The following is a 23126-nucleotide window of genomic DNA, read 5'->3' as shown; positions in this document are numbered from 1 at the left end:
GATCCGCTACTGAAAATCATTTGCTTATGTTATGATTTAAAAAGGATTTTTATGAAAGAGCTTTCTTATGCAAGGATCTATAAATCGCAGGAATATCTGGCTTCTCTGGGGACAATTCACTATCGCTCACTGTTTGGTGGCTACAGTCTGACGGTTGGCGATACGGTCTTTGCCATGGTCGCTAATGGTGAGCTGTATCTTCGCGCCTGTGAGCAGAGCGCCCAGTATTGTGTACAAAATTCTCCTGTCTGGCTGACATTTATTAAGCGCGGACGTCCTCTTGTACTTAATTATTACCAGGTGAACGATGCCCTGTGGCAAAACCAGCAGCAGCTGGTGTCGCTATCGCGATATTCGTTGGATGCAGCGGTTAAGGAGAAACAAAGTCGCTTTGCCCAGCATCGTCTGCGGGAATTGCCGAATATGACGTTTCATCTGGAGACTCTGTTGAATGAAGCTGGAATTAAAGATGAGGGGACCATGCGATCGTTGGGAGCACAAATGTGCTGGCTGAAACTTCGGCAAAATAACCCGGCTCTGACGGTAAAAGTACTCTATGCCCTTGAAGGCGCGGTAGGGGGGATACATGAAGCCGCGCTCCCGGCGACGCGTCGCCAGGAGCTGGTTGAGTGGGTAAGTTCTCTTACGCCGGAGCCGGGGTATTAGACGGCAGCACGTCAATTTGCTGCTGTAATCGCCGGATCTCTGGGAGCAGGGCGATCAATAGCCCAACTTGCTGAACGACCAGCGGCTCTTTACTGTCCGGGCGGGGTTCCAGGTGCTGAATTCGCTGCTTCAGCCCTTCTAACGCCTGATATACACGCTGCTCGTCAGCGGGTTGATGGTGAAGGGCATCATCAACATAGCAAACAGCGTCATCCAGCAATGCCAAAACGTCTGGATTGGTCAGCTGTTCGCGATGTGCGCCCAGCGCAGAAATATAGCTGGTAAACGTATGGTTGAGACACAGTAAACGGAACGCCGTTTCGCGGGTTTGGGCCGTGACATCCGGCTCGCTTGACATGTTTGATACCACGGAGGCGAGTTCAGCATCACGATTATGCGCATCACGGCGAGCGATACGGTAGGCCAGACGATTATCACGGCCCTGATGATATTGCTCGAGAATAGCATCAAGGTAGCGGCAGTTAGCGTCAGTCGCCCGTTCAATTACCCGTGGTAGGTTACGAAAACGCCAGTCTGGCCAGATGAAACTGACAGCAGCCCAGGCGATAGCACAGCCAATTAGCGTATCGATGACACGCGGCAGCGCAACCTCAAAGCCTTCGCCGAGCAGGTTAAAGCACAGTAACACCAGCAGCGTGATAAACATGGTGGCGTGAGCATACTGGACGTTGCGAAAGGCAAAAAACAGTACACCAGTGATCACCAGGAGTATCAGCTGCCCTTCGAGAGAGGGCACAAACCACAGGATCGGTAAACCAATGGCAATCCCAACCAACGTGCCGATAATCCTGAGCGCCAGGCGATGTCGGGTGGCGTTGTAGTTTGGCTGACAGACAAACAGGCTGGTCAGCAAGATCCAGTATCCGTGATTCATGCCGGTTATCTGGATAATGGCGTAACCAACACAGAGCACTAACGACATGCGAACGGCATGGCGAAACAGAGCAGACTCAGGGGTGAAATTACGGCTCAGACGTAACCAGATATCACTGAATCCATGGGGACTGTCATCGGCAAGCTGATTTTCAGACTCATTGCGCGAGAGTACCTGAGCCTGTTCAGACTCTATGGTAGCAAGCTGCGCGTCGATTGCCCGTAGGTTTGACAGTAAAAAACCCAGCGTATTGAGCAGGTCGGCAGGTTCACCACTGGCACGCATGCGCTCAAGTGCGGCATCTATATGGGTGAAGGCGCGCTCAAAGTGCGGATCGTGCTGGTAAGGTGTGCGCAATAAAATACAGCGAGATAATTGTGAACAGGCTTGCCCTTGCATCGACATCAACCGCTGGAAACGGAACATCACATCGCTGTGACGGAAATGATCGCGTAGCGTTTGATACTGAATATGTGAAGAGCTTGCGCGTTCATGAATATCCTGCGCCACAAAATAGTAATGTAGCGTGCGACGTGTTCCCCGTTGTCCACGGTCACCGCGCAGGCGGGTCAGCAGCGACACTTTAGTCTGATTCAGCGTTGCCATCAGTTGGCCATTCGCGAGAGCTAAATCATACAACGGTGCCTGGCTTTCATCTTCTATGTCGGGGTCAAAAAGACGCGATTTCAGTTCCAGGTAGTGCGCTAACTGTTCGTAGCTGCGTGCCAGATTGTCCTGTAAGGGGCGGATGGGGAACAGAAGATGTCCGGTGAGCGTCAGCAGGTTATACCAGATAGCGCCAGCGAGCAGCAGGATGGGTTGTTGATACCACTGATCGTAAAGCGAGGTGCCCAGCATCGTGTAAATGGCGATCAGCAATGCACCAAAAGCAATAGTTGCATAGCGCTGGCCTAATCCCCCCAGCAGAATAAAGCCGCTGGTGGAAAGCGTTAAACCAATAGCAAACAGCCATGGCCATGGGAAGAGCAGTTCAACGGAGGCTGAGGCAATAAAAAAGCACACCAGTGTGATGATTAAATTGCGCAATCGGCCTGCGAGACGATCGTCCAGATCGGTAAGTGCGGCAGCGACCATACCTAGCGTGAGTGGGATAGTCAGCTTGACGTCACCCAGCCACCAGGGTAGCGCCGTTGTGCCGCATAGCGCGATAAAAATCCGCACGTAGTACAGCCATGTGCTGTTCCAGGTATAGCGTTTGAGCAGAGGACTTAACATAAAGGCCATCGGTCCTGATTATTCAAAACGACGACGTGCATTGGCTTCACGCGCTGCACGGGCAACTTCTACTGAAACCACCCGGCGACCCACCGGCCAGAGCGCAATGGCAGCGATTTTAAAGTTCGCAATGCCAACCGGAATACCAATAATCGTTATGCACTGGGCAATACCAGAGATGATGTGCATCAGACACAACCACCAGCCGAAGAAAATCAGCCAGAAAATATTGAGCACGGTGCCGCCGGTATTTAACAGGACGCTTTTACCGGCCGGATTCAGTTCATCGACATGAATCGCTTCGTTACCATAGGGAAACAGCGAAAGTCGGGTTATCTCCCAACATGAACGGGTCAAGGGTAAAGTAAAAATAAGCACGACACTGACCAGCGTTGCCAGTAACCAGGCCAGGGTGGTGGCGAACCCCCCAAGCACAAAATTTAAAATATTCAGAACAGTACGCATAAACCCTCGGTTAACTCTGGTTTTCTGTGAATTCGGCAATTGTAACGTTTTTTTGGGCTGGAGCACGTTTTCTCTGGCGGTTACACTGATAAGCAAACCTCTTCGTGTGGATCCGCTTGAGTCTTATGGAACTGAAAGCAACTTCTCTTGGAAAACGTCTGGCACAACACCCTTACGATCGGGCCGTTATTCTCAATGCCGGGATTAAAGTTTCCGGCGATCGTCACGAGTATCTTATTCCCTTCAATCAGTTACTGGCTATTCATTGCAAACGCGGCCTGGTATGGGGCGAGCTGGAGTTTGTACTCCCGGATGAGAAGGTGGTTCGTCTTCACGGTACAGAGTGGGCGGAAACCCAGCGCTTCCATCATCATTTGAATGCGCTCTGGCAACAGTGGAGCCAGGAAATGAGTGACGTTGCTGCGGGGGTTTTACAGCAGCAGTTGGATGCGATAGCGGCGCGTACTAGTGAAAGTAAATGGCTGACGCGCGAACAAACGTCAGGGCTGCAGCAGCAGATTCGCCGTGCCTTTGCCGCGTTACCGCTCCCGGTTAATCGGCTGGAGGAATTTGAAAATTGCCGGGAGGCGTTACGTCAATGCCAGGCATGGTTGAAAGACATTGAAGCCTGTCGCTTACAGCACAATCAGGCGTACACCGATGCAATGCTGGAAGAGTATGCCGAGTTTTTCCAGCATATTGAATCTTCGCCGTTGAACCCTGCTCAGGCGCGCGCGGTGGTGAATGGTGAGCAATCATTGTTGGTACTTGCAGGTGCTGGAAGCGGTAAAACATCTGTGTTAGTTGCCCGGGCTGGTTGGTTGCTTGCACGAGGAGAAGCTGCACCAGAACAGATCCTGTTGCTGGCGTTTGGACGCAAAGCAGCCCAGGAGATGGATGACCGCATCCGTGAGCGTCTGCATACGGATGAGGTCACCGCACGGACGTTCCATTCACTCGCGTTGCACATTATTTCGCAAGGCAGCAAAAAAGTCCCAACGGTGAGCAAGCTTGAAAATGATGCTATCGCGCGCAACAAACTCTTTATAACAACCTGGCATCAGCAGTGCAGTGAGAAAAAGGCTCAGGCTAAAGGCTGGCGACAATGGTTAGAAGAAGAAATGCAGTGGTCTGTACCCGAAGGTAACTTCTGGGATGACGAAAAATTACAGCGCCGTCTGGCTTCCCGGTTGGATCGCTGGGTTAGTTTGATGCGTATGCATGGCGGAGCACAGGCGGAGATGATTGCTAATGCTCCGGAGGAGATCCGTGATCTGTTCAGTAAACGCATAAAGCTAATGGCGCCGCTGCTCAAGGCCTGGAAGAGTGCCCTGAAGGATGAGAATGCCGTCGATTTCTCCGGGTTGATCCATCAGGCTATTGTCATTCTGGAGAAGGGGCGGTTTATCAGTCCGTGGAAACATATTCTGGTCGATGAATTTCAGGATATTTCCCCTCAGCGCGCCGCCCTGTTAGCCGCCTTGCGTAAGCAAAACTCGCAGACCACGCTGTTTGCCGTGGGAGATGACTGGCAGGCAATTTACCGGTTCAGTGGGGCACAGCTTTCTCTGACAACCGCATTCCAGCAAAACTTCGGCGAGGGCGATAGCTGTAATCTGGATACGACTTACCGTTTTAATAGCCGTATCGGCGAAGTCGCAAACCAGTTTATCCAGCAAAACCCACACCAGCTCACAAAACCGCTGAACAGTCTGGCGACCGGTGATAAAAAAGCCGTCACGTTGCTCGACGAAAGCCAGTTAGATCTGTTGCTGGATAAGCTGTCGGGTTTTGTGAAAGCCGAAGAGAGAATTCTGGTGCTGGCGCGATACCATCATCTCAAACCTGCCAGCCTGGACAAAGCGGCCACCCGCTGGCCTAAGCTGCAGTTGGATTTTATGACTATTCATGCCAGCAAAGGGCAGCAGGCGGATTACGTCATTGTGATGGGGCTTCACGAAGGGAATGACGGTTTCCCGGCTCCGGCTCGTGAGTCGATTATGGAAGAGGCGTTACTCCCGGCTGTTGAAGATTTTCCTGATGCAGAAGAGAGACGGTTGCTGTATGTGGCGCTAACGCGTGCGCGGCATCGGGTATGGCTACTGTTTAGCAAAGACGCGCCATCATGCTTTGTTGATGAGCTTAAGCAATTAGACGTTCCGGTGACCCGGAAACCCTGAAAAGCAGGCGGCAATTACCGCCTGCTTAGCGTTTATTTGAGGCGTTCTGCCAGATAACGGGCGTAATCCGGGATCAAGATATCCGTTGCGTCGTTGAAGTTTGGCGACTGGATAATAAAATCAGCCGTTGACACGTTGGTGGCGACTGGAATGTTCCAGACTGTGGCCAGACGTAGCAGGGCTTTAACATCAGGATCGTGGGGAACGGCGTTGAGCGGATCCCAGAAGAAAATCAGCACATCAATTTTCCCTTCTGAAATCAGCGCACCCACCTGCTGGTCACCCCCCATCGGGCCGCTCAGCATGGCGTTGACGTCCATTCCTGTCGCGCGTTGAATTAAGTTTCCTGTTGTTCCTGTAGCATACAGAACGTGTTTTTCCAGTAATGGCTGGTGGCGTTCAACCCAGCTCATCAACATCTTTTTGCAGTGATCGTGTGCGACCAACGCAATATGTTTCTGCGCTGGCAATGTGCGAGTCGTTAATTCCATAGTACAGCTCCCAAGTTAACCTTGTTACAGAGTACTGGAAGCACTTGACGCTGCAAGAGAAAGACAAAAAAAATGCGTATACGAACATAAATGTCACGATGGGGGTTGTTTCTCCGCCCATTGTAAGAAGTTACTTCGCGTTTGTGCGTCAGCCTGTTGAAACCAATATTTTAAGCGCTGTTCGGTCAGTGTTTGCGACTGAGGCGGCACGCGATCCAGTTCAGACACCCCGGAAAGCAGCGAACTGTCATCGGCCATCATTGTGGCAAATTGCGGTAAAGACGCATGCTTAGCCGCTTTGTTATAGCGCTCTGTTTCCATTTCATAATCTACGATTGTTGCGGTGGATGTGATTGACAGAATATCCAGCTTAACCGGTATAGGCATGGAGTCCCCATCCAGCAGTTCTACTCGCGGGGCATCATCAAAATGCGTTGCATCCCGCTCGTTGCTCAGACGTGGGAGGTGGAAATTAACCTGACTGACGAGTTGGGTATCAAAGCTGATGACCAACGGAGGCGAAATATACAGACGTTCTTCGTGGCTGGACAGGCGAATGGTTTTTTCTACGCGAAACACGAGCTGGTGCCGACCATTTTCCAGCTCAATACTGTCGGCACCACGCAGTAATGAGCTGGAGACTTTTTTTCCGTCCAGTACCAGAAGGTCAATATCATTAGACAGACGTAAAGAGGTAGCAAAAACGGTTACCGGCAAACATAGGGCAATCAAGGCTGTCACAATGCCGGCTTTCATAGGTTTCTCCTGTCCAGAAAATATCTCTATAAGATGTATCTAAATTTTTCGATAATCATGTTTACTAACATATAGACATATTTTTGAGTTTAGCTCTCATGCGCCAGTATGGGATGAATGGTTGCTGGGGCAGGTTTGTCGTACACTTTGCTAAACAGCCTGGAGGAAAACGATGAAAGAGACCGATATTGCTGGCATTTTGACAACGACCCATACGATTGCGCTGGTGGGGGCAAGCGATAAACCCGATCGTCCAAGCTATCGGGTGATGAAATATTTACTCGATCAGGGCTATCACGTTATTCCTGTTTCACCGAAGGTTGCCGGAAAAACGCTGCTGGGGCAGCAGGGCTATGCGACGCTGGCAGATGTACCAGAGAAAGTGGATATGGTAGATGTCTTCCGTAATTCTGAAGCGGCGTGGGGTGTTGCTCAGGAGGCAATTGCCATCGGAGCGAAGACCCTATGGATGCAGCTCGGCGTGATTAACGAGCAGGCAGCCGTGCTGGCTCGCGATGCAGGGATGACGGTGGTGATGGATCGCTGCCCGGCGATTGAGATCCCGCGGCTGGGACTGGCGAAGTAAGGCTGATCTGTAGCCGAACAAAACGCACAGGCCCGATTAGCGAATCGCCATCGGGCCTGTGTTAGCATCAATTGCGCAGGCGCGGGGCCTGAAGCTGTTTTCGAATTGTTCGCGCCAGTTCATCCATCGACGGTTGCTCCGGATGTTCTTCCTGTAGCTCACTACTCAGCTGTGCTTCGGCCAGATACGTATGCACTGGCAGACCATTATCGTCTTCCATCACCACGTGATACCAGGGAGCGGCGCGAAGTTCGTCGTTAACCGCCAACTCATCGGCTGACGGTTGATCAAGCGAATATTCCGGGTCGATATCCACGACCACTCCGAGGTAACCTAACAGGGAATGGCGGACCTGCTGGCCGATACCGAATTTGCTGGCAATCATAGTCACCTCCCGGGAAATAGATACCCTTTATGTAAGGGTAATATTCCACTTTTCAAGTTACATGATGCGACAGGCAAACCCTTTCAGATACAGCCCTTCCGGGTAGGTAGCGATCACCGGGTGATCGGCGGCCTGACGGAACTGCTCTATAAATTGTACATCACGACCAGCATCTATTGCGGCATCAGCGATGATTTTCTGAAATAAATCGGTGGTCATTAGCCCAGAGCAGGAAAATGTCAGCAGCACACCGCCCGGATTGAGCAACTGAATAGCCAGCATATTGATGTCCTTATAGCCGCGGCAGGCGCCCATCAACTGGCTTTTGTTTTCGACAAATTTCGGCGGATCCATCACGATGACGTCGAATTTCTCACCACGATCGCGATAAGCACGCAGAAGTTTGAACACATCATCACGCACGAACTCAGCTTTGCTCAGATCCAGCTTGTTCAATTCTACGTTCTGGCGGGCAATATCGAGCGCTTCCTGAGATGTGTCAACGCTGACAACCTGACGGCATCCGCCCATTAATGCTGAGACCGCAAAGCCGCCGGTATAAGAGAAACAGTTCAGCACACGCTGATTTTCCACATAACGACGCGTGGCCAGGCGGCTGTCGCGTTGATCGAGGTAATAGCCGGTTTTGTGACCATGCTGAATATCAACCAGCAGCTTCATTCCGTGCTCTTCAATTGGCAGCAGGGCTGGCGGAAGCTCACCCGTTACTGGCCCTTGAGTCAGCTCCATACCTTCTTTTTTACGTACGGCCACATCGCTACGGTCATAAATGGCGCAGTCCGGGAAAACAATTTGCAGAGCGCTAATCAGCGCGGCGCGTTGGTATTCAGCCCCCGCACTGAGCAACTGCAACACCAGGAAGTTGCCGAAGCGGTCAATGGTGATGCCCGGCAGGCCATCGGATTCTCCGGCGATCAGACGGTAACTGTCCAGACCGTCTTTTTTCGCCAACCAGTCACGCCATGTCTGCGCCTGCTGCAGACGACGGGTGAAGAAATCAATATCGATGGACTCAGACTTGTCGAATGTCCAGACGCGTGCACGGATCTGCGACGCGGGTGAGTACGCGCCGCGTGCTAACCATTTACCCTGATGGTCAACAATATCGATGGTTTCACCGAGGTTGGCTTTACCTTCCATACGTGCGACAGCACCGGAAAATACCCACGGATGGCGGCGCAGTAATGATTTTTCGCGCCCTTTGGCTAACACTAAACGTACACTCATAATTTACTATTCTGTCAATTCAAAGAAATGGGCGTCATTGTCCTGAGTTTTACGCATATTTGCAACGCGCGCTGTGATGATAAGGAGAACCGCAATGTCGAAAGTCTGCATAATCGCCTGGGTCTATGGCCGGGTTCAGGGGGTAGGATTTCGCTACACCACCCAGCATGAAGCACAACGGCTGGGGTTGACCGGCTACGCGAAGAATATGGATGACGGCAGCGTAGAGGTTGTCGCCTGTGGTGAAAGCGACCGGGTAGAACAACTGATGAAGTGGTTGAAAGCCGGGGGGCCGAGCAGCGCCAGGGTTGACCGGGTTCTCAGTGAACCCCATCGTCCTGGCGACGAGTTAAAGGGATTTAGTATCCGCTATTAAATACATTTCACCGGTTTCGGCAGGCCGGCAATTTTAGTCGCCTGCTTGGCCGGACCTTTCGGGAACAGGCGGTAGAGATAACGGCTGTTGCCTTTCTCTTCGCCAAACTTGTTGGCCATCGCTTTTACCAGCATGCGGATAGCGGGGGAGGTATTAAACTCGAGATAAAACTCGCGTACGAAACGCACCACTTCCCAGTGTTCCACGGAGAGCGTAATGCCTTCGTTTTCGGCGATTTTCTCCGCCAGCGGCTCGCTCCACAGCGTGGTATCTTTCAGATAGCCTTCGCTATCGGTACTGATTTCTTTACCTTCAAAGATCAACATAATTCGTCACTGCGTTAGTCAAACTGGCGGCAGTTTACCAAAAAAGAAAGCCCCGCATAAGCGGGGCTGGATTATGCGTGTGGACATCTTAATCGCGGCTGGCGAAGCCCAGAATACTCAGCAGGCTGACGAAGATGTTGTACAGCGAAACATACAGGCTAACGGTGGCACGAATATAGTTGGTTTCACCGCCGCGGATGATATTGCTGGTTTCAAACAGGATTGCGCCTGAAGAAATCAGAATGAACACCGCGCTGATTGCCAGATGTAATGCTGGCAGTTGCAGGAAGATATTGGCAACCATACCAATCAACACCACTACAACACCCGCCATCAGCATACCGCCGAGGAAGGACATATCTTTACGCGTGGTCAGCACATAGGCTGAGCAGCTGAAGAAGACCAGCGCCGTACCGCCCAGCGCCATGGCGATAACATCACCCATGCCTGCGGACAGGTATGTATTCAGCATCGGTCCCAAGATGTAGCCCAGGAAGCCAGTGAAGGCGAACGCTGACAAAATACCAACCGGTTTATCTGCCGTTTTATAGGTCAGGAACATCAGACCATACATACCCACCAGCGTCAGGATAAGTCCCGGAGAAGGTAACATCAGTACGGTACTGGCGGTTGCGGTGATCGCTGAAAACGCCAGCGTCAGGCTGAGCAGGAAATAGGTATTGCGCAGCACCTTATGCGTGCTGAGTAGCGATGTACGCTCGCGCGAAGAACTAATAATACGATCCATGAGTCACTCTCTTATGACAGATGTAATTAATGATGGAGGATAATGAAATCAAGGGGAATGACACAGCGGTTTTACCCATCTTTACGCATTTTAGCCCGCCAGACTTAAGCATATTATTTCAACAAAAGTTCCCGAACTAGATGTTAGCACTGTATGTGCAAAAATGTCAGATCGCTATCTACCAGGTAACTGAAAAATATTGCGTTATTCCTGAATCTCTCTGACAGTGACATCGGTGTCTACATAAAACAGAGCAATAAGGTAAAGGGAATGATTCAACATAAATCGAAGATATTGACGTTTACGCTGTTGGCTGTCTGTTTGATGTCTATAAACGGCGCGGCGAGGGCGGCAAATGTTCCCGCAGGAACACTACTTGCAGAAAAACAGGAGCTGGTCAGAAACAACGGCAGTGAGCCGGCATCGTTGGATCCGCATAAAGTTGAAAGCAACGTTGAGTTTAATTTAATCAGCGATATGTTCGACGGTCTGGTTGCTGTCAAGCAGGATGGGTCTATCGAACCCCGTCTAGCCTCGTCCTGGGAGAATAAAGGCAACACTGTCTGGACCTTCCATTTACGCCCGGGCATAACCTGGTCAGATGGATCTGCTATTACCGCACAGAATGTCGTCTGGAGCTGGCAGCGTCTGGTTTCGCCGCAAACGGCTTCACCTTATGCTTCGTATCTGGGCAACATGCACGTTGCGAACGCGGTTGATATTGCCCAAGGGAAAAAAGATCCCGCCACGCTGGGAGTCAAAGCCCTGGATGATACCACCCTGGAAATTACCCTGACGCAACCGACTGCGGCGTTTCTGGCGATGCTGGCTCATCCATCTCTGGTCCCGCTGGATAAAGTGCTGATAGGTCGTTTTGGCGATAAGTGGACCCGGCCAGAGCATTTTGTCAGCAGCGGACCGTACAAATTATCGCAGTGGGTGGTTAATGAGCGCATCGTTGCCGAGCGTAATCCACATTACTGGGACGATCGGCATACGGTTATTAATAAAGTTACTTATTTGCCCATTAGCTCAGAGTCGGCTGACGTAAATCGCTATAAGGCCGGTGAAATCGACATAGTGTATAGCGTACCGGTTAATCAGTTCGCGCAACTGAAAAAAACGATGGGGGATGAACTGCATGTCTCGCCTCAGCTTTCAACGTATTACTATCAGTTCAATACAACCCGCGCGCCGTTTAATGATCCGCGCGTGCGCCGGGCGCTGAATATGGCGTTGGATAAAGACATTATTGCGCAAAAGGTGATGGGGCAGGGGCAGCGAGCAGCGTGGGTTATCAGCCAGCCGGAAATAGGTGGGGTGAAACTGCATGCGCCGGAGTATGCGTCATGGCCGCTCGAAAAACGTATTGCTGAAGCCAAAAAACTGCTGGCTGAAGCCGGTTTTGGTCCTGAGCATCCGCTTAGCTTGAATCTGCTCTACAACACCTTCGAAACGCACCAGCGTATTGCGATTGCCGCATCGTCGATGTGGAAGAAAAACCTTGGCGTCGAGGCGAAGCTGCAAAACCAGGAATGGAAAACCATGCTGGACACTATGCACACCGGTAATTTTGACGTCGTGCGCTATGCGTGGATAGCCGACTATGATGATGCCTCAAGTTTCCTCAATATCTTCCGGACCGGTGATAGCGAGAACACCACCAAGTACAGTAACCCCGCCTTTGATGAAGCGATGCGTAATGCGGCAAAAGCAAGTTCACTGGAAGAACGCGGCAAATACTATCAGCAGGCTGAAGACCTTTTAGGTGAGGATGTGCCCGCGATTCCGGTTTACCACTATGTCCGCACGCATCTGGTGAAGCCGTGGGTGGGGGGATTTGCGCCGGATAACCGGGGAAATTACTACACCAAAGATATGTACATCAAAAAACATTAAGCGCTATAGCCGGTATTCGTGCTGAATAAATGGTCAATTTGTTGTTATTTCAGTCGATTAACAACATTTTGGCTGTTTTTCAGGCAAACGAACACATTGATGCTTTACAGGTCCGTTCGGGATGTTTATAGTGCGCCTCATTGGAAGCGTGGCCGAGCGGTTGAAGGCACCGGTCTTGAAAACCGGCGACCCGAAAGGGTTCTAGAGTTCGAATCTCTACGCTTCCGCCAAACATGAAGAGGGGTTACCGAAAGGTAACCCCTTTTTGCTTTATACTTTTGGCGCAAGTCAGCTGATATAAGGAGATTATGATGATAAAAGTTGGCACCTTGCTGGCGCTAAGCATTCTGTCATTGTCGGCGTACGCAGCAACGACTGGGCTAAACACTCCAGCGCCGGGCGTATTGTGCGATAAAACCATCTGTGCCGATGAACACGGTTTGTCGGTGGCGTTGACCACGAAATATCTTGGCAAGCAGCAGGGCGAAAAACTGGCAGCTGCCGGACAGTTCGATACCTCGGCTTTTACATTCCGCGGTGGCCTGTTTTGCGATACCAACGAACGTTTGTGTCGGGATGACCGCTATTTCGGCACCGACGGTAAGCGCAGCGGTAAAATAAACACCCATTACACCGCGTTACTGTTCGGAAAGGTCGACAAGCCCTGACAATCTCTGACGTGTCCCCAGCCTGTATTGCGGGGGCACTACACCACTAACTCTCAAAAATGAGAGGCCGATCCTCTGAGCAGGACTTTTGTCCTCAATCACCTCACAAACGTCTGGTTACAATCCCTGCATATCTTCAATACCCATAATTCAGGAATTGTTATGACTGCACATATTAATGCCAAGCCAGGTGATTTCGCGCCAACCGTTATTATGCCGGGCGATCCGCTCCGCGCTAAATTTATTGCCGAAAATTATCTAATGGATTACCGCGAAGTCACCAATGTACGTAATATGCTGGGTTATACCGGTTTATATTTTGGGCAACCTGTTTCGGTGATGGGACATGGAATGGGCATTCCTTCAATGACGCTTTATGCCCATGAACTGGTACATGATTTTGGTGTGCAAAGAATTATTCGCGTCGGCAGTTTAGGGGCAACACAACATCATGTCAAAATGCGCGATATTATCCTGGCCGTCGCCGCCGGAACGGATTCAGTCACAAATTTAAAACGTAGCGCAGGCTATGCGATGGCAACATCCGCCTATTTCCCATTATTGCAGCAGGCGTGGACGCTGGCACAGAAGGCCGGTATCGATATTAAAGTCGGCAATGTTTTCAGCGGCGATCTTTATTACGATCCTGACGAAAATTTAATACCGGCACTGGAAAAATTCGGTGTGCTCGGTGTGGATATGGAAGTAGCAGGCTTATACGCTTTAGCGCATCAGTTTAATATTGAAGCGCTGGCTATTTTAACTGTCTCCGATCATTGCCTGACAGGTGAAGAAACAACCGCAGAAGAACGACAATTGACCTTTAACAACATGATTGAGCTGGCGCTAAATACTGCTGTTACCGCTTAGTTCCGGCTTTTAATTGAACGAATCAGAGATGGCATTATATGAAGAATAAAATAGCACTTACGCTGATTAGTTTTCTGGCAAATTTTATTATGGCAGGGTTTGCCAGTCAGTTCGGTATGCTAATCGAACCGATTGCAGTACGCTACGGTGCCGATGTGAATACCGTTGCTTCGATATTTTCGTTGCTCAATGGTGGAGCATTAGCCGGCACTATCGCCGCCTTTTTCCTGATTGAGAAAATCGGTGTGAAGCGTATGACGCTCATTATCTATTCGATAGTGTTCCTTTGCGCTCTGGTAATGCATTTAAGCCCTGGCTTATGGCCTGTGATGGTCGCCATGACCCTGGTGGGTTTTTGCGGTGGGATCGGTCTGTGCGTGGCGGGAACGATTGTGGTATCGGTCTGGCAGGATCGTATTCAAAGTACGATGCTGGTGGTGCAGGACGCCACTTTCAACGTTGCGGGCGTGGTTTTTCCGCTGATCACGACCTTCGCCCTGACGCACAATATGTCGTGGAGTTACAGCTATCTGAGCGTGGGTATGGTGGCCTTACTCACGCTGGGCGTTGTGGCGCTCACCCGCTTTACTGCCTGCGAGACGGCGCCCACGGCAGATCGGACAGATAAGGTAAAATCGGAGTGGAATTCAGGGATCATCAGCGGAGGCATTGGCCTGTTCTTAGGTATGCTGGCGCTGTACACCTTCCTGACCTGGGCACCATTATTTGTGAAGAACAAATTTGGCATTCCCTTTGAAGAAGCAGGAAATATTATTACGCAATACTGGGGCGCTGCGCTGGTCGGGGCATTAGTATCAACCGTCATTGTTTCTCGGGTGAAGATACATTATTTCCTGCTAAGTATTATTCTGCTGGCTAGCATTATTACCACAATTATCGTCACGAAGGATAATATCTCCGGGCTTGATTATCTGGCCTACAGTTACGGGTTTGTCTGTGCTGCGCTGTATAACTCATTTATTGCCTACGGTGTTTCTTTCGTGAAGCGTGCGAGCAGTCAGAACGTTTCTTATATTTTAATTAGCGGCAGTGCCGGGGCCATGTTTAGTCCGGCGATCAGCGCGCTCATGGAAAAAACAATGGGGTTGCAGAAAATTATGTACGCGATACCGGTGTTGTATTTAATTATCTTTGTCATGTTGATGGTGACATTAAAACTCAAACGTAATTAAAAGCACTGATAACACTTACCTCTTTAATTAAATAGCCAGTCGCCACACCATTTATATGGTGGGGCGATACTCAACCTTACTCAAAGGAATTGAAAAATGCTGAAGAACAATAAGTTAATGATTAAAAAAACAATCCTGGGTGCAGTAGTGGCAATGAGCTGTATGCAAGCATTCGCGGCTGACTATACTGATGGCAACATCCGTAAAAATGATTTTAACTGGATGCAGATGAACTTAATGCAAAGTGTGGACGCGAAAGTGCCATATGGTATTCGCAATGACACCTATCTGGAACTGGAGTTTGGTGCACGCTCTGGCATTATCGATCTGTACGGTTATGTGGATTTTTTTGATATTTTGGATCGCGAGCAGGACGATCGTCACGGCGGTGATAACTTCTTTGCCAAGATATCTCCGCGTTTTTCCCTGGACGCCATTTTTAATAAAGATTTATCCGTTGGGCCGTTTAACGAATTCTATATTGCAACGGTAAATAACATTGGCGACCGGGAATTATTTGAACATTACGTTGGCCTGGGTACAGATGTGAAGGTCCCGTGGTTTGGTCTGGTGGGAATGAACATCTATGCGCATTATGTTCGTGAAAACTACGGTGCGGATAACGAAGGAAAGTGGGATGGCTATATGTTCTCGACTAACTGGTCGACGCCATTCTATACCTTTGCCAACGGCAGTTATCTGAACTATCAGGGGTACTTTGACTACCAGTTCGCCGCGAATAAGATTGCTAATCAACCGTTATACAGCAATAACGCGATTGAATGGTATAACGGTATCTACTGGCATTCAGAGCATTATGCAGTCGGTTATGGCCTGAAGTATTTCCGTAACATGGCATTGATGGAAAACCACGGCGGAGCAGGGCGTACCACCGGGCTCGGTCACTATTTCAGCCTCACCTATAAGTTCTGATTGCGCCAAAATGACACACCGATGCTCTGTTAACGAGCGTTGGTGTGTCAATCAATGATGTCATTGCCGAGAAATTTACGCAGCCCATCCAGATCCTTAATTTCCAGTCCTTGCTTCGTTCGCGTTACCAGCCCGGCATCCGTCAGCGCTTTAACCGCCCGCCGATAGACCCGGTCGGTAGTACCGAATCGCTCAGCTTCCTGGTATTTTTTATGGAAACCATCCATCGGCTGCTTGTTCTGATGCTGGCGATACAGGTCATACGCCACGTTATGTACGATAGGGTAGAGCATCCGGTGCAGGAAGATTTCCAGCATATCCTGATAATCAATCGCCATTGCACTGGCAAAAAATATCGCCAGTCTGGGGTGCTGATTTAGCGCTTCTTCCAGACGGTCACAGCTGCACACCGCTACGGTCAGTGGTTCTTCCGCGACGATATCAAGCTGGCAGCGATACCCGGTAAAAAACTCCATTTCACCAAACAGCTGCTCGTCGCATTCCATGGCGCCCAACTGGAATCGGCGACCATTCTCCGCGCTGTAACGCAGTGAAATTCTTCCGGATTGCACCATGATCAGTCGATCGACAACCTGTCCCTGGCGGTATAGATACTCATCTTCCTGGATAATCTGCGTTTCAGAGAGCAGTTCCTGAAATATCTTCTCAATCAAGGCATCATCCTGCTGCCAGATGTTGTGAAAACGACCTTTCGTGAGGGGTTTAAGCTGCATGACTCAACGTCTTATTGTTTAAGATAATTCTCATCTCAGACTGTATGTCATCTGCTGGGCAATGTCATTAAGAGCGCGGGGCGGATAATAAAAGGACCAGCACCATGCTGGTCCTGACATACTAAGGATGGCTGATAAAGCGAGACAGGCGCTGGCGCAGCAGGCGGTTTTCCTGGCGTAACTGAGCGTTCTCCTCCAGCAACGTCAGCGCAACGGCAATCCCTGGCCAGTCAAGTTCCAGCTCCTGACGCAGACGCACCGCGCGACGCATTACTGTCAGCGCATGATCGTCAAACGTATCGTCTTCATGGGGTTCTATCACCCCTAAGCCGACAATCTCATGCAGTTCTTCTTCTGACACACCGGTGTACAGACAAAATTCGGTAATGGTAAAAGTGACGGTAACGTTAGCCATTATGCTTTCCCCCACTCTTTGCGCGGATCAAAGGTCTTTTGTGCATCCGCCAGTTGTTGCCACAGGGTGGCACTGGCGTCGTCAGGTTTCGGTGGCATGACGATCTTTATCACCGCATACAAATCGCCGGTATGTTTTTTACTTACCAGACCCTTGCCCTTAATGCGTAGCCGCTGACCGGCCTGACTGCCTGCAGGAATGGTCAGCAGGATGCTCTCTTTCAGCGTCGGAACGGTTACTTTCGCACCCAGCGCAGCTTCCCACGGCGCGAGGGGAACGACAACCTCCAGATCCTGATTAACAATATCGAACAGCGGATGCGGCGCAATATGAATCACCAGCCACAAATCACCGTTCGGCCCACCGTTTTCGCCGGGGGTTCCCTGGCCTTTCAGACGGATACGCTGACCGTTACCGACGCCAGCCGGAATTTTCACATTCAGCGTTTTAGGAATTTCTCGTTCTACCATGCCAAACGCATTATAGACTGGCAGGTTGTAACTGATAGTGCGGCTATGCTCAGTAAGCGTTTCTTCGAGGAATACGGCAACTTCAATTTCAATGTCGTGCCCGCGGCTGGCAGGGCGCTGGCGCGACTGGTGCGCACGCTGACCAAAAATGGAGGAGAAGATATCGTCGAAATCTTCGGCGCTGTAGCTTTGATTCTCTCCTTGCTGGAATTGACGACTGAACTGTGGGTCGTTGCGGTGCTGCCACAGCTGGTCGTACTCGGCGCGTCGCTGCTCATCACTCAATACTTCCCAGGCTTCTGCAACCTCTTTAAACCGGGCCTCTGCGTCAGTCTCTTTGCTGACATCAGGATGATATTTACGGGCGAGTCGACGATAGGCGGTCTTGATTGTCTTGAGATCGTCTGTCGGTTTCACGCCCATAATGGCGTAATAATCCTTTAATTCCATAGCGTTCTCTCGTGTAAATCAACACTTGCAGAAGGTGAACCCTGACAACAGGTATCACCGCTAAGTTTAGGGTAATCCTGATAACGGCGAATGCCAACCGGGAAGGGAGGATATTGCGATAAACGATGCAGGCATTGCACCACCAACAGCGCAGTTGAGGTTACGGCATCTGTTGTGTGGTGCGAAAAATGAGATTAGCTAAAAATCAGGATTTGCTTATCAGGAAGCGGACCGTATCAGCATAGTTTTGCACGAATGCATTAAGGTCATCTGACTTCAGTCCTTTTGGATTGATCATATATTTTCCGTTGATAAAAATGGCGGGCACACCGGTTAGATCAACTGCCTTCGCCATTTCTTGCTGCTTAGCGGTCAGTGATTTCACGGCAAAGCTATTCCATGCCGCATCATAATCACTGGCGCTGACGCCCGCGCTGATAAATACGTTACGAATATCGTCCGCTGTTTTAACGGTTTGTTTTTTCTGAACGGCATCAAAAAGCAACGGCTTAACTTTATCTTGTACGTTCAACAGCATGGCGACGGACCAGGCGTGGGTCATGTCTTGCCCCAGCGGACCTAAAAAGTCGACGTGGTATTCGGTGAGTTTGACATCTGCAGGCAATACTTTTTTCACGTTATCAGTGATTTCAAAAACTTCATCGTACTGATAACAGGAAGGGCAATAGAATGAGAAAAACTTCAGTGCGGCTGGAGCGGAAGCGACAGGTTTTTCCAGTGAGATATACTCTTTGCCGTCGGTAAATGATGCTGCCTGAGCGCTAACTGTAAAAAGTAACCCAATCAGGGGTAATAAATATTTTTTCATTTCCATATACTCTAAATAACATTTAATAAACAAATTATCTGCTAATGAATACGTTATTCATTGCGTCTGAATATAATAAGGAAATTCTCTGGAAATGCGCTGACCCTTACTTTCATTTACGCATCAGTACGTGGTGGGCATTATCTGTGTGCTGTCATGGAAATATCTTTCGGCATTCTTCGTAAATAGTGAATGATAACTTGTGTGATATTTTTATGGGTGTTTTTAGCAATGTTATAGTGTAATAAATAAAGACGGGAATATGATTAATTATCATTTCGTTTTTAAAGCGTAAATTGCAGGTTGTTGCGTTAAGTTCTGCAAATAACTCCGTAGATTTTCTTTTTCTTGTCGTGCGTGAATGAATAGGGTAAGTGTCAGAGATGAGCAACCCAAATGGATATCGCTATGATCGACCACCTGGATCACCTGGTACTAACCACCAATCATGAAGAGGCTTGCGTTCGTTTCTATGTCGAGCTTTTAGGTATGAGGCTGGAAACCTTCGCGCAAGGTCGGAAAGCCTTCGTCTTTGGCAATCAGAAAATCAATCTCCACATTCGGGGAAAAGAGTTTGAACCCAAAGCCTACGCGCCAACGCCGGGGGCGCTGGATTTATGTTTTATCACCACGCGTACGCTGGAAGAGGTGATGGAGACGTTTCAAACCCACGGAGTCGAGATTATTGAAGGGCCCGTTGCACGTACAGGTGCGACAGGACCTATTCGTTCGGTGTATGTCAGGGATCCCGATCTTAATCTGATTGAAATCGCGGTATATCCAGCAGATAGCAGGACATAACTTTACAGCGGAAAGGTTGCCAAAACCTGGCGAGTGGTTAAGATAACTCGCATCAATGAGTGAGGGTATAATGGCGAAACGTCAACGGATGGGATGGTGGTTCCTCTGTCTGGCATGTGTTGTGGTGATGGTTTGCACCGCACAACGCATGGCGGGCCTGCACGCGTTGCAGATGGATACCGCCGTTACAAGCGTTGTCGCCAGCGCACAAGTGCAGACCGATGAGGCCTCACCCGTTACCCCTTGTGAACTGAGTGCGAAATCATTACTGGCTGCGCCACCCGTATTGTTTGAAGGTGCTATTCTGGTGCTGTGCCTGCTGCTGTCATTGCTGGCGCCAGTACGGGCGTTTCGTCTACCTTTTTTCCCACCGCGAGCCATCTCGCCGCCCACTCTCCGGGTGCATCTCCGATTTTGCGTCTTCCGTGAATGACAGAACAGCCGTTGCTGACTGTTAGATAATTATTCACGGAGAAAAACTATGATGACTGTTTTCAGACAGGCGCTGCTCTGTCTGTTATTGCTATGGCTGCCCGTATCCTGGGCGGCTGAACCCGGCTGGCTGCGTTCACCCGATAACGATCACGCCAGTGTGCGGTTACGCGCTGATACGTCCGCAGGCGGAGAAACCCGTCTGTTGCTGGATGTCAAACTGGAGGACGGCTGGAAAACCTACTGGCGTTCTCCGGGCGAGGGAGGCGTTGCACCTGCAATCGCCTGGAAAGGGGAAATGCCCGCGGTCGACTGGTTCTGGCCAACCCCTGCTCGTTTTGAGGTCGCCAATATCACTACTCAGGGGTATCACGATAAGGTGACGTTCCCGATGGTGGTGCGCGGTAGAGCGCCCGCCACGCTCAGCGGCGTTTTGACGCTATCCACCTGTAGCAACGTTTGCCTGTTGACGGATTTTCCTTTTTCCGTGACGCCCACAGCCCAGGACCCGACTTTTGCACATGACTATGCTCAGGCGATGGGACAGATCCCACTTGCCAGCGGCCTGACCGATGCTCTGAGCGCTGGCGCACGGGCGGGAGAGTTAGTCGTCGAGGCTCGCCGTGCGGGAGGCTGGACTGAACCAGGGCTGTATCTGGATGCTGTTGATGATGCGGATTTTGGCATGCCGCAAATTCATGTTGAGGGGGATACGTTACGCGCTACGGTACCTGTACATGACGGTTGGGGAGAAGGCGCGCCGGATCTGCGTGGTAAGTCAGTCACGCTGGTGCTGGCAGATAACGGTGTTGCCCAGGAGAGTCGTCTTGCGATTGGCGAAGCCCCGGTTGTTGAGAACGCCTCACTCCCACTGTGGCAAGTGGTGCTCATGGCACTGTTGGGTGGTTTGATCCTCAATCTGATGCCTTGTGTGTTACCGGTTCTGGGCATGAAGCTGGGCTCTATTTTGCTGGTCGAGGAAAAAAGTCGTCGCCAGATCCGTCGTCAGTTCCTCGCATCGGTAGCCGGAATACTGGTCTCGTTTATGGCTCTGGCGCTATTGATGACGGTGCTGCGTTTAACCAATCAGGCCCTTGGCTGGGGGATCCAGTTTCAGAATCCGTGGTTCATTGGCGTCATGGTGCTAGTGATGCTGACGTTCAGCGCCAGCCTGTTCGGGTGGTTTGAATTCCGACTCCCTTCTGCTATGACCACCACGCTGGCGACTCACGGCGGCAACGGACTGTCGGGACATTTCTGGCAAGGTGCATTTGCGACACTGCTTGCCACGCCGTGCAGTGCCCCGTTTCTGGGAACGGCGGTGGCGGTAGCATTGACTGCTTCGCTGCCGACGTTGTGGGGATTGTTTATCGCACTTGGGCTGGGGATGAGCTTACCGTGGCTGCTGGTGGCCCTGCGTCCCGGTCTGGCGCTGCGTTTGCCGCGGCCAGGGCGGTGGATGAATATTTTGCGGCGTCTGCTTGGCGTGATGATGCTGGGTTCGGCTATCTGGCTTGCGACGTTGCTGCTCCCACACTTAGGGTTTAGCGGACAAAGTAGCGCTAAAGAAAGCGTGAACTGGCAACCGCTAAGCGAGCAGGCGATTGAGGATGCGCTGGCGCAACATAAGCGCGTGTTCATTGACGTCACAGCCGACTGGTGCATCACCTGTAAGGTAAACAAATACAACGTGTTGCATAAAGAAGACGTACAGGCCGCATTGCAACAGCCGGATGTGGTGGCGCTTCGCGGCGACTGGACACTCCCTTCTGAAGCTATTACCGAATTTCTAAAAAAACGCGGCCAGGTTGCTGTGCCGTATAACCAAATTTATGGCCCCGGTCTGCCGGATGGCCAGGCGTTACCCACGTTGTTAACCCGCGATGCGGTACTGCAAACGTTGAATGATGCCAAAGGAGTAACCCCATGAAAATGATGATTGTTCTGCTGTTAACCCTGTTTTCTGCCGTCAGTATCGCGAAAGAGCCTGCGCCGTTTACCCCGGAACAGGAAAAGCAAATTGAAGCATTAATTCAGGAAGCCTTGTTTAACGATCCCAACAGCCCGCGGATTGGCGCGAAGCAGGCGAAACTGACCCTGATAAACTTCACAGATTACAACTGCCCATACTGCAAGCAGTTGGATCCAATGCTGGAAAAAATTGTGCAGAAATATCCTGACGTGGCGGTGGTGATTAAACCGCTGCCGTTTAAAGGTGAAAGTTCGGAACTGGCGGCGCGGACCGTGCTGACGACATGGCATGAGCATCCGCAACAGTCCCTGGCATTACATGAAAAATTGATGCAGAAGAAGGGCTATCATACCGACGTCAGTATCAAACAGGCGCAGGAAAAAGCGGGGGCCAGTCCGGTGACGCTGGACGCCCAAAGTGCTGAAACGCTGAGCACTAACCTGCAACTGGCGCGACTGGTGGGGGTGCAGGGAACCCCGGCAACGATTATTGGTGATGAACTTATTCCCGGCGCGGTGCCGTGGGAAACCCTTGAGGAAGTGGTAAAAGAAAAACTGGCGGCGGCCAATGCTCAGTAAACTGCGCCGCTGGTTGCGCGAAGGGCTGATCTTACTGGCACTGTTGGCGGGGGCAATGCTCTTGATGGATGCCTGGCGCGCGCCGCATCTCCCTGCCTCCTTTGACAGCACGCCTTTACAAACACTGGATGGTGAAACCGTCACGCTGGCGGCGCTCAGCAAAGACGAGCCGGTGTTGCTTTATTTCTGGGCGAGCTGGTGCGGCGTATGCCGCTTCACGACGCCGGAGGTCGCCAGGCTGCGTTCGGAAGGGGAAAATGTGATGACCATTGCGTTACGTTCCGGAAATGAAGCTGAGGTATCTCGCTGGCTGTCGCGTAAAGGCGTGGACTTTCCGGTCATCAATGATGCGAACGGAGCCATTTCCCGCAGTTGGGCAATCAGCGTCACGCCCACGCTGGTGGTGATGTCACAAGGTCGGGTAGTATCAACCACCAGCGGCTGGACCAGCTACTGGGGCATGAAATTTCGGTTGTGGTGGGCGAAAACGTTCTGATAAATGTGCCGGGGAAACCCGGCATTTT

The 23126-nt window shown here is 50.8% G+C and carries 26 protein-coding genes and 1 tRNA gene; 15 read left to right on the top strand and 12 right to left on the bottom strand.

The features are described 5' to 3' along the window. Window positions 1–51 precede the first annotated feature (51 nt). The gene (locus OGX83_RS09275) at window positions 52–666 is read left to right on the top strand and encodes a TfoX/Sxy family DNA transformation protein (protein WP_003831996.1); all 615 of its coding nucleotides are present in this window, start codon (window positions 52–54) and stop codon (window positions 664–666) included. On the opposite strand, the gene yccS is transcribed toward OGX83_RS09275, so the two are convergent. Beyond that, complete coding sequence (yccS, locus tag OGX83_RS09270; protein WP_048236463.1) at window positions 644–2797, bottom strand: YccS family putative transporter; 2154 nt, start codon at window positions 2795–2797, stop codon at window positions 644–646. The genes OGX83_RS09275 and yccS overlap by 23 nt on opposite strands. An 18-nt stretch (window positions 2798–2815) precedes the next feature. Further along, window positions 2816–3262: a YccF domain-containing protein gene (locus OGX83_RS09265; RefSeq protein WP_003831998.1), complete on the bottom strand. Its 447-nt coding sequence runs from the start codon at window positions 3260–3262 to the stop codon at window positions 2816–2818. A gap of 125 nt (window positions 3263–3387) precedes the next feature. Here OGX83_RS09265 and helD point away from each other — a divergent pair, with 125 nt between their 5' ends. Further along, window positions 3388–5442 carry a DNA helicase IV gene (gene helD / locus OGX83_RS09260; protein WP_286587852.1) on the top strand — a complete coding sequence of 685 codons (2055 nt, stop codon included), beginning with the start codon at window positions 3388–3390 and terminating at the stop codon, window positions 5440–5442. A gap of 32 nt (window positions 5443–5474) precedes the next feature. Here helD and mgsA read toward each other — a convergent pair whose 3' ends face one another. Beyond that, complete coding sequence (gene mgsA, locus OGX83_RS09255; protein WP_003035897.1) at window positions 5475–5933, bottom strand: methylglyoxal synthase; 459 nt, start codon at window positions 5931–5933, stop codon at window positions 5475–5477. 93 nt (window positions 5934–6026) lie between these two features. Further along, window positions 6027–6689: a curli synthesis inhibitor gene (gene csgI / locus OGX83_RS09250; RefSeq protein WP_071444981.1), complete on the bottom strand. Its 663-nt coding sequence runs from the start codon at window positions 6687–6689 to the stop codon at window positions 6027–6029. Window positions 6690–6861: 172 nt separating this feature from the next. On the opposite strand from csgI, the gene OGX83_RS09245 reads away from it, so the two are divergent. Next, window positions 6862–7275, top strand: coding sequence for a CoA-binding protein (locus tag OGX83_RS09245; RefSeq protein ID WP_071444980.1), 414 nt, complete (start codon window positions 6862–6864; stop codon window positions 7273–7275). 67 nt (window positions 7276–7342) lie between these two features. On the opposite strand, the gene hspQ is transcribed toward OGX83_RS09245, so the two are convergent. Together hspQ and rlmI are read right to left on the bottom strand one after the other, a co-directional pair. Then, entirely contained in the window at window positions 7343–7660 is a 318-nt protein-coding gene (gene hspQ / locus OGX83_RS09240) for a heat shock protein HspQ (RefSeq protein ID WP_003035905.1), read from the bottom strand. A 57-nt stretch (window positions 7661–7717) separates the two neighbouring features. Beyond that, entirely contained in the window at window positions 7718–8908 is a 1191-nt protein-coding gene (rlmI, locus tag OGX83_RS09235) for a 23S rRNA (cytosine(1962)-C(5))-methyltransferase RlmI (protein WP_008784294.1), read from the bottom strand. Window positions 8909–9002: 94 nt separating this feature from the next. Here rlmI and yccX point away from each other — a divergent pair, with 94 nt between their 5' ends. Then, window positions 9003–9284, top strand: a complete 282-nt coding sequence (gene yccX, locus OGX83_RS09230) for an acylphosphatase (RefSeq protein WP_020996508.1) — start codon at window positions 9003–9005, stop codon at window positions 9282–9284. Here yccX and tusE read toward each other — a convergent pair. After that, a complete protein-coding gene (tusE, locus tag OGX83_RS09225; protein WP_286587849.1) occupies window positions 9281–9610 on the bottom strand; it encodes a sulfurtransferase TusE in 330 nt (109 codons plus the stop codon). The genes yccX and tusE overlap by 4 nt on opposite strands. Before the next feature lie 88 nt (window positions 9611–9698). Continuing rightward, entirely contained in the window at window positions 9699–10358 is a 660-nt protein-coding gene (yccA, locus tag OGX83_RS09220) for an FtsH protease modulator YccA (RefSeq protein ID WP_008784297.1), read from the bottom strand. A 270-nt stretch (window positions 10359–10628) separates the two neighbouring features. On the opposite strand from yccA, the gene OGX83_RS09215 reads away from it, so the two are divergent. The 6 genes from OGX83_RS09215 to OGX83_RS09190 all read left to right on the top strand — a co-directional run bounded on the left by OGX83_RS09215 (window position 10629) and on the right by OGX83_RS09190 (window position 15921). After that, window positions 10629–12257 carry an ABC transporter substrate-binding protein gene (locus tag OGX83_RS09215; RefSeq protein ID WP_286587847.1) on the top strand — a complete coding sequence of 543 codons (1629 nt, stop codon included), beginning with the start codon at window positions 10629–10631 and terminating at the stop codon, window positions 12255–12257. A 142-nt stretch (window positions 12258–12399) separates the two neighbouring features. Continuing rightward, window positions 12400–12487, top strand: a tRNA-Ser gene (locus OGX83_RS09210). Window positions 12488–12565: 78 nt separating this feature from the next. Next, window positions 12566–12925, top strand: a complete 360-nt coding sequence (locus OGX83_RS09205) for a YcgJ family protein (RefSeq protein ID WP_286587845.1) — start codon at window positions 12566–12568, stop codon at window positions 12923–12925. A gap of 162 nt (window positions 12926–13087) precedes the next feature. After that, complete coding sequence (gene deoD, locus OGX83_RS09200; RefSeq protein ID WP_032942921.1) at window positions 13088–13795, top strand: purine-nucleoside phosphorylase; 708 nt, start codon at window positions 13088–13090, stop codon at window positions 13793–13795. 38 nt (window positions 13796–13833) lie between these two features. Further along, the gene (gene tsgA, locus OGX83_RS09195; protein ID WP_286587843.1) at window positions 13834–14988 is read left to right on the top strand and encodes an MFS transporter TsgA; all 1155 of its coding nucleotides are present in this window, start codon (window positions 13834–13836) and stop codon (window positions 14986–14988) included. 96 nt (window positions 14989–15084) lie between these two features. Further along, entirely contained in the window at window positions 15085–15921 is an 837-nt protein-coding gene (locus OGX83_RS09190) for a nucleoside-specific channel-forming Tsx family protein (protein ID WP_008784309.1), read from the top strand. A gap of 47 nt (window positions 15922–15968) precedes the next feature. Here OGX83_RS09190 and OGX83_RS09185 read toward each other — a convergent pair whose 3' ends face one another. The 4 genes from OGX83_RS09185 to dsbA all read right to left on the bottom strand — a co-directional run bounded on the left by OGX83_RS09185 (window position 15969) and on the right by dsbA (window position 18819). Then, window positions 15969–16655, bottom strand: coding sequence for a Crp/Fnr family transcriptional regulator (locus OGX83_RS09185; RefSeq protein ID WP_003832031.1), 687 nt, complete (start codon window positions 16653–16655; stop codon window positions 15969–15971). A gap of 121 nt (window positions 16656–16776) precedes the next feature. After that, on the bottom strand, window positions 16777–17070 hold the full coding sequence (cbpM, locus tag OGX83_RS09180; RefSeq protein WP_186413535.1) for a chaperone modulator CbpM: 294 nt from the start codon (window positions 17068–17070) through the stop codon (window positions 16777–16779). After that, window positions 17070–17990, bottom strand: a complete 921-nt coding sequence (gene cbpA, locus OGX83_RS09175; protein WP_008784311.1) for a curved DNA-binding protein — start codon at window positions 17988–17990, stop codon at window positions 17070–17072. Before cbpA ends, cbpM begins: the two co-directional genes overlap by 1 nt. A gap of 205 nt (window positions 17991–18195) precedes the next feature. Next, window positions 18196–18819 (bottom strand): thiol:disulfide interchange protein DsbA, encoded by a 624-nt coding sequence (gene dsbA, locus OGX83_RS09170; protein WP_008784313.1) that lies wholly within the window; start codon window positions 18817–18819, stop codon window positions 18196–18198. A 396-nt stretch (window positions 18820–19215) separates the two neighbouring features. Here dsbA and OGX83_RS09165 point away from each other — a divergent pair, with 396 nt between their 5' ends. The 5 genes from OGX83_RS09165 to OGX83_RS09145 all read left to right on the top strand — a co-directional run bounded on the left by OGX83_RS09165 (window position 19216) and on the right by OGX83_RS09145 (window position 23098). Further along, window positions 19216–19620 (top strand): VOC family protein, encoded by a 405-nt coding sequence (locus tag OGX83_RS09165; protein WP_003832040.1) that lies wholly within the window; start codon window positions 19216–19218, stop codon window positions 19618–19620. Between the two features lie 70 nt (window positions 19621–19690). Then, on the top strand, window positions 19691–20053 hold the full coding sequence (locus tag OGX83_RS09160; protein WP_008784315.1) for a hypothetical protein: 363 nt from the start codon (window positions 19691–19693) through the stop codon (window positions 20051–20053). Between the two features lie 48 nt (window positions 20054–20101). Then, complete coding sequence (locus OGX83_RS09155) at window positions 20102–21982, top strand: cytochrome c biogenesis protein CcdA (RefSeq protein ID WP_008784316.1); 1881 nt, start codon at window positions 20102–20104, stop codon at window positions 21980–21982. Next, the gene (locus tag OGX83_RS09150; protein WP_008784317.1) at window positions 21979–22602 is read left to right on the top strand and encodes a DsbA family protein; all 624 of its coding nucleotides are present in this window, start codon (window positions 21979–21981) and stop codon (window positions 22600–22602) included. The genes OGX83_RS09155 and OGX83_RS09150 overlap by 4 nt, the downstream gene beginning before the upstream one ends. After that, complete coding sequence (locus OGX83_RS09145) at window positions 22592–23098, top strand: protein disulfide oxidoreductase (protein ID WP_008784318.1); 507 nt, start codon at window positions 22592–22594, stop codon at window positions 23096–23098. Before OGX83_RS09150 ends, OGX83_RS09145 begins: the two co-directional genes overlap by 11 nt. Window positions 23099–23126: the final 28 nt, after the last annotated feature.

The sequence above is a fragment of the Citrobacter sp. Cpo074 genome (assembly GCF_030332745.1).
Lineage (GTDB): Bacteria > Pseudomonadota > Gammaproteobacteria > Enterobacterales > Enterobacteriaceae > Citrobacter > Citrobacter portucalensis.
This window is presented reverse-complemented; position numbering and strand designations above follow the sequence as displayed.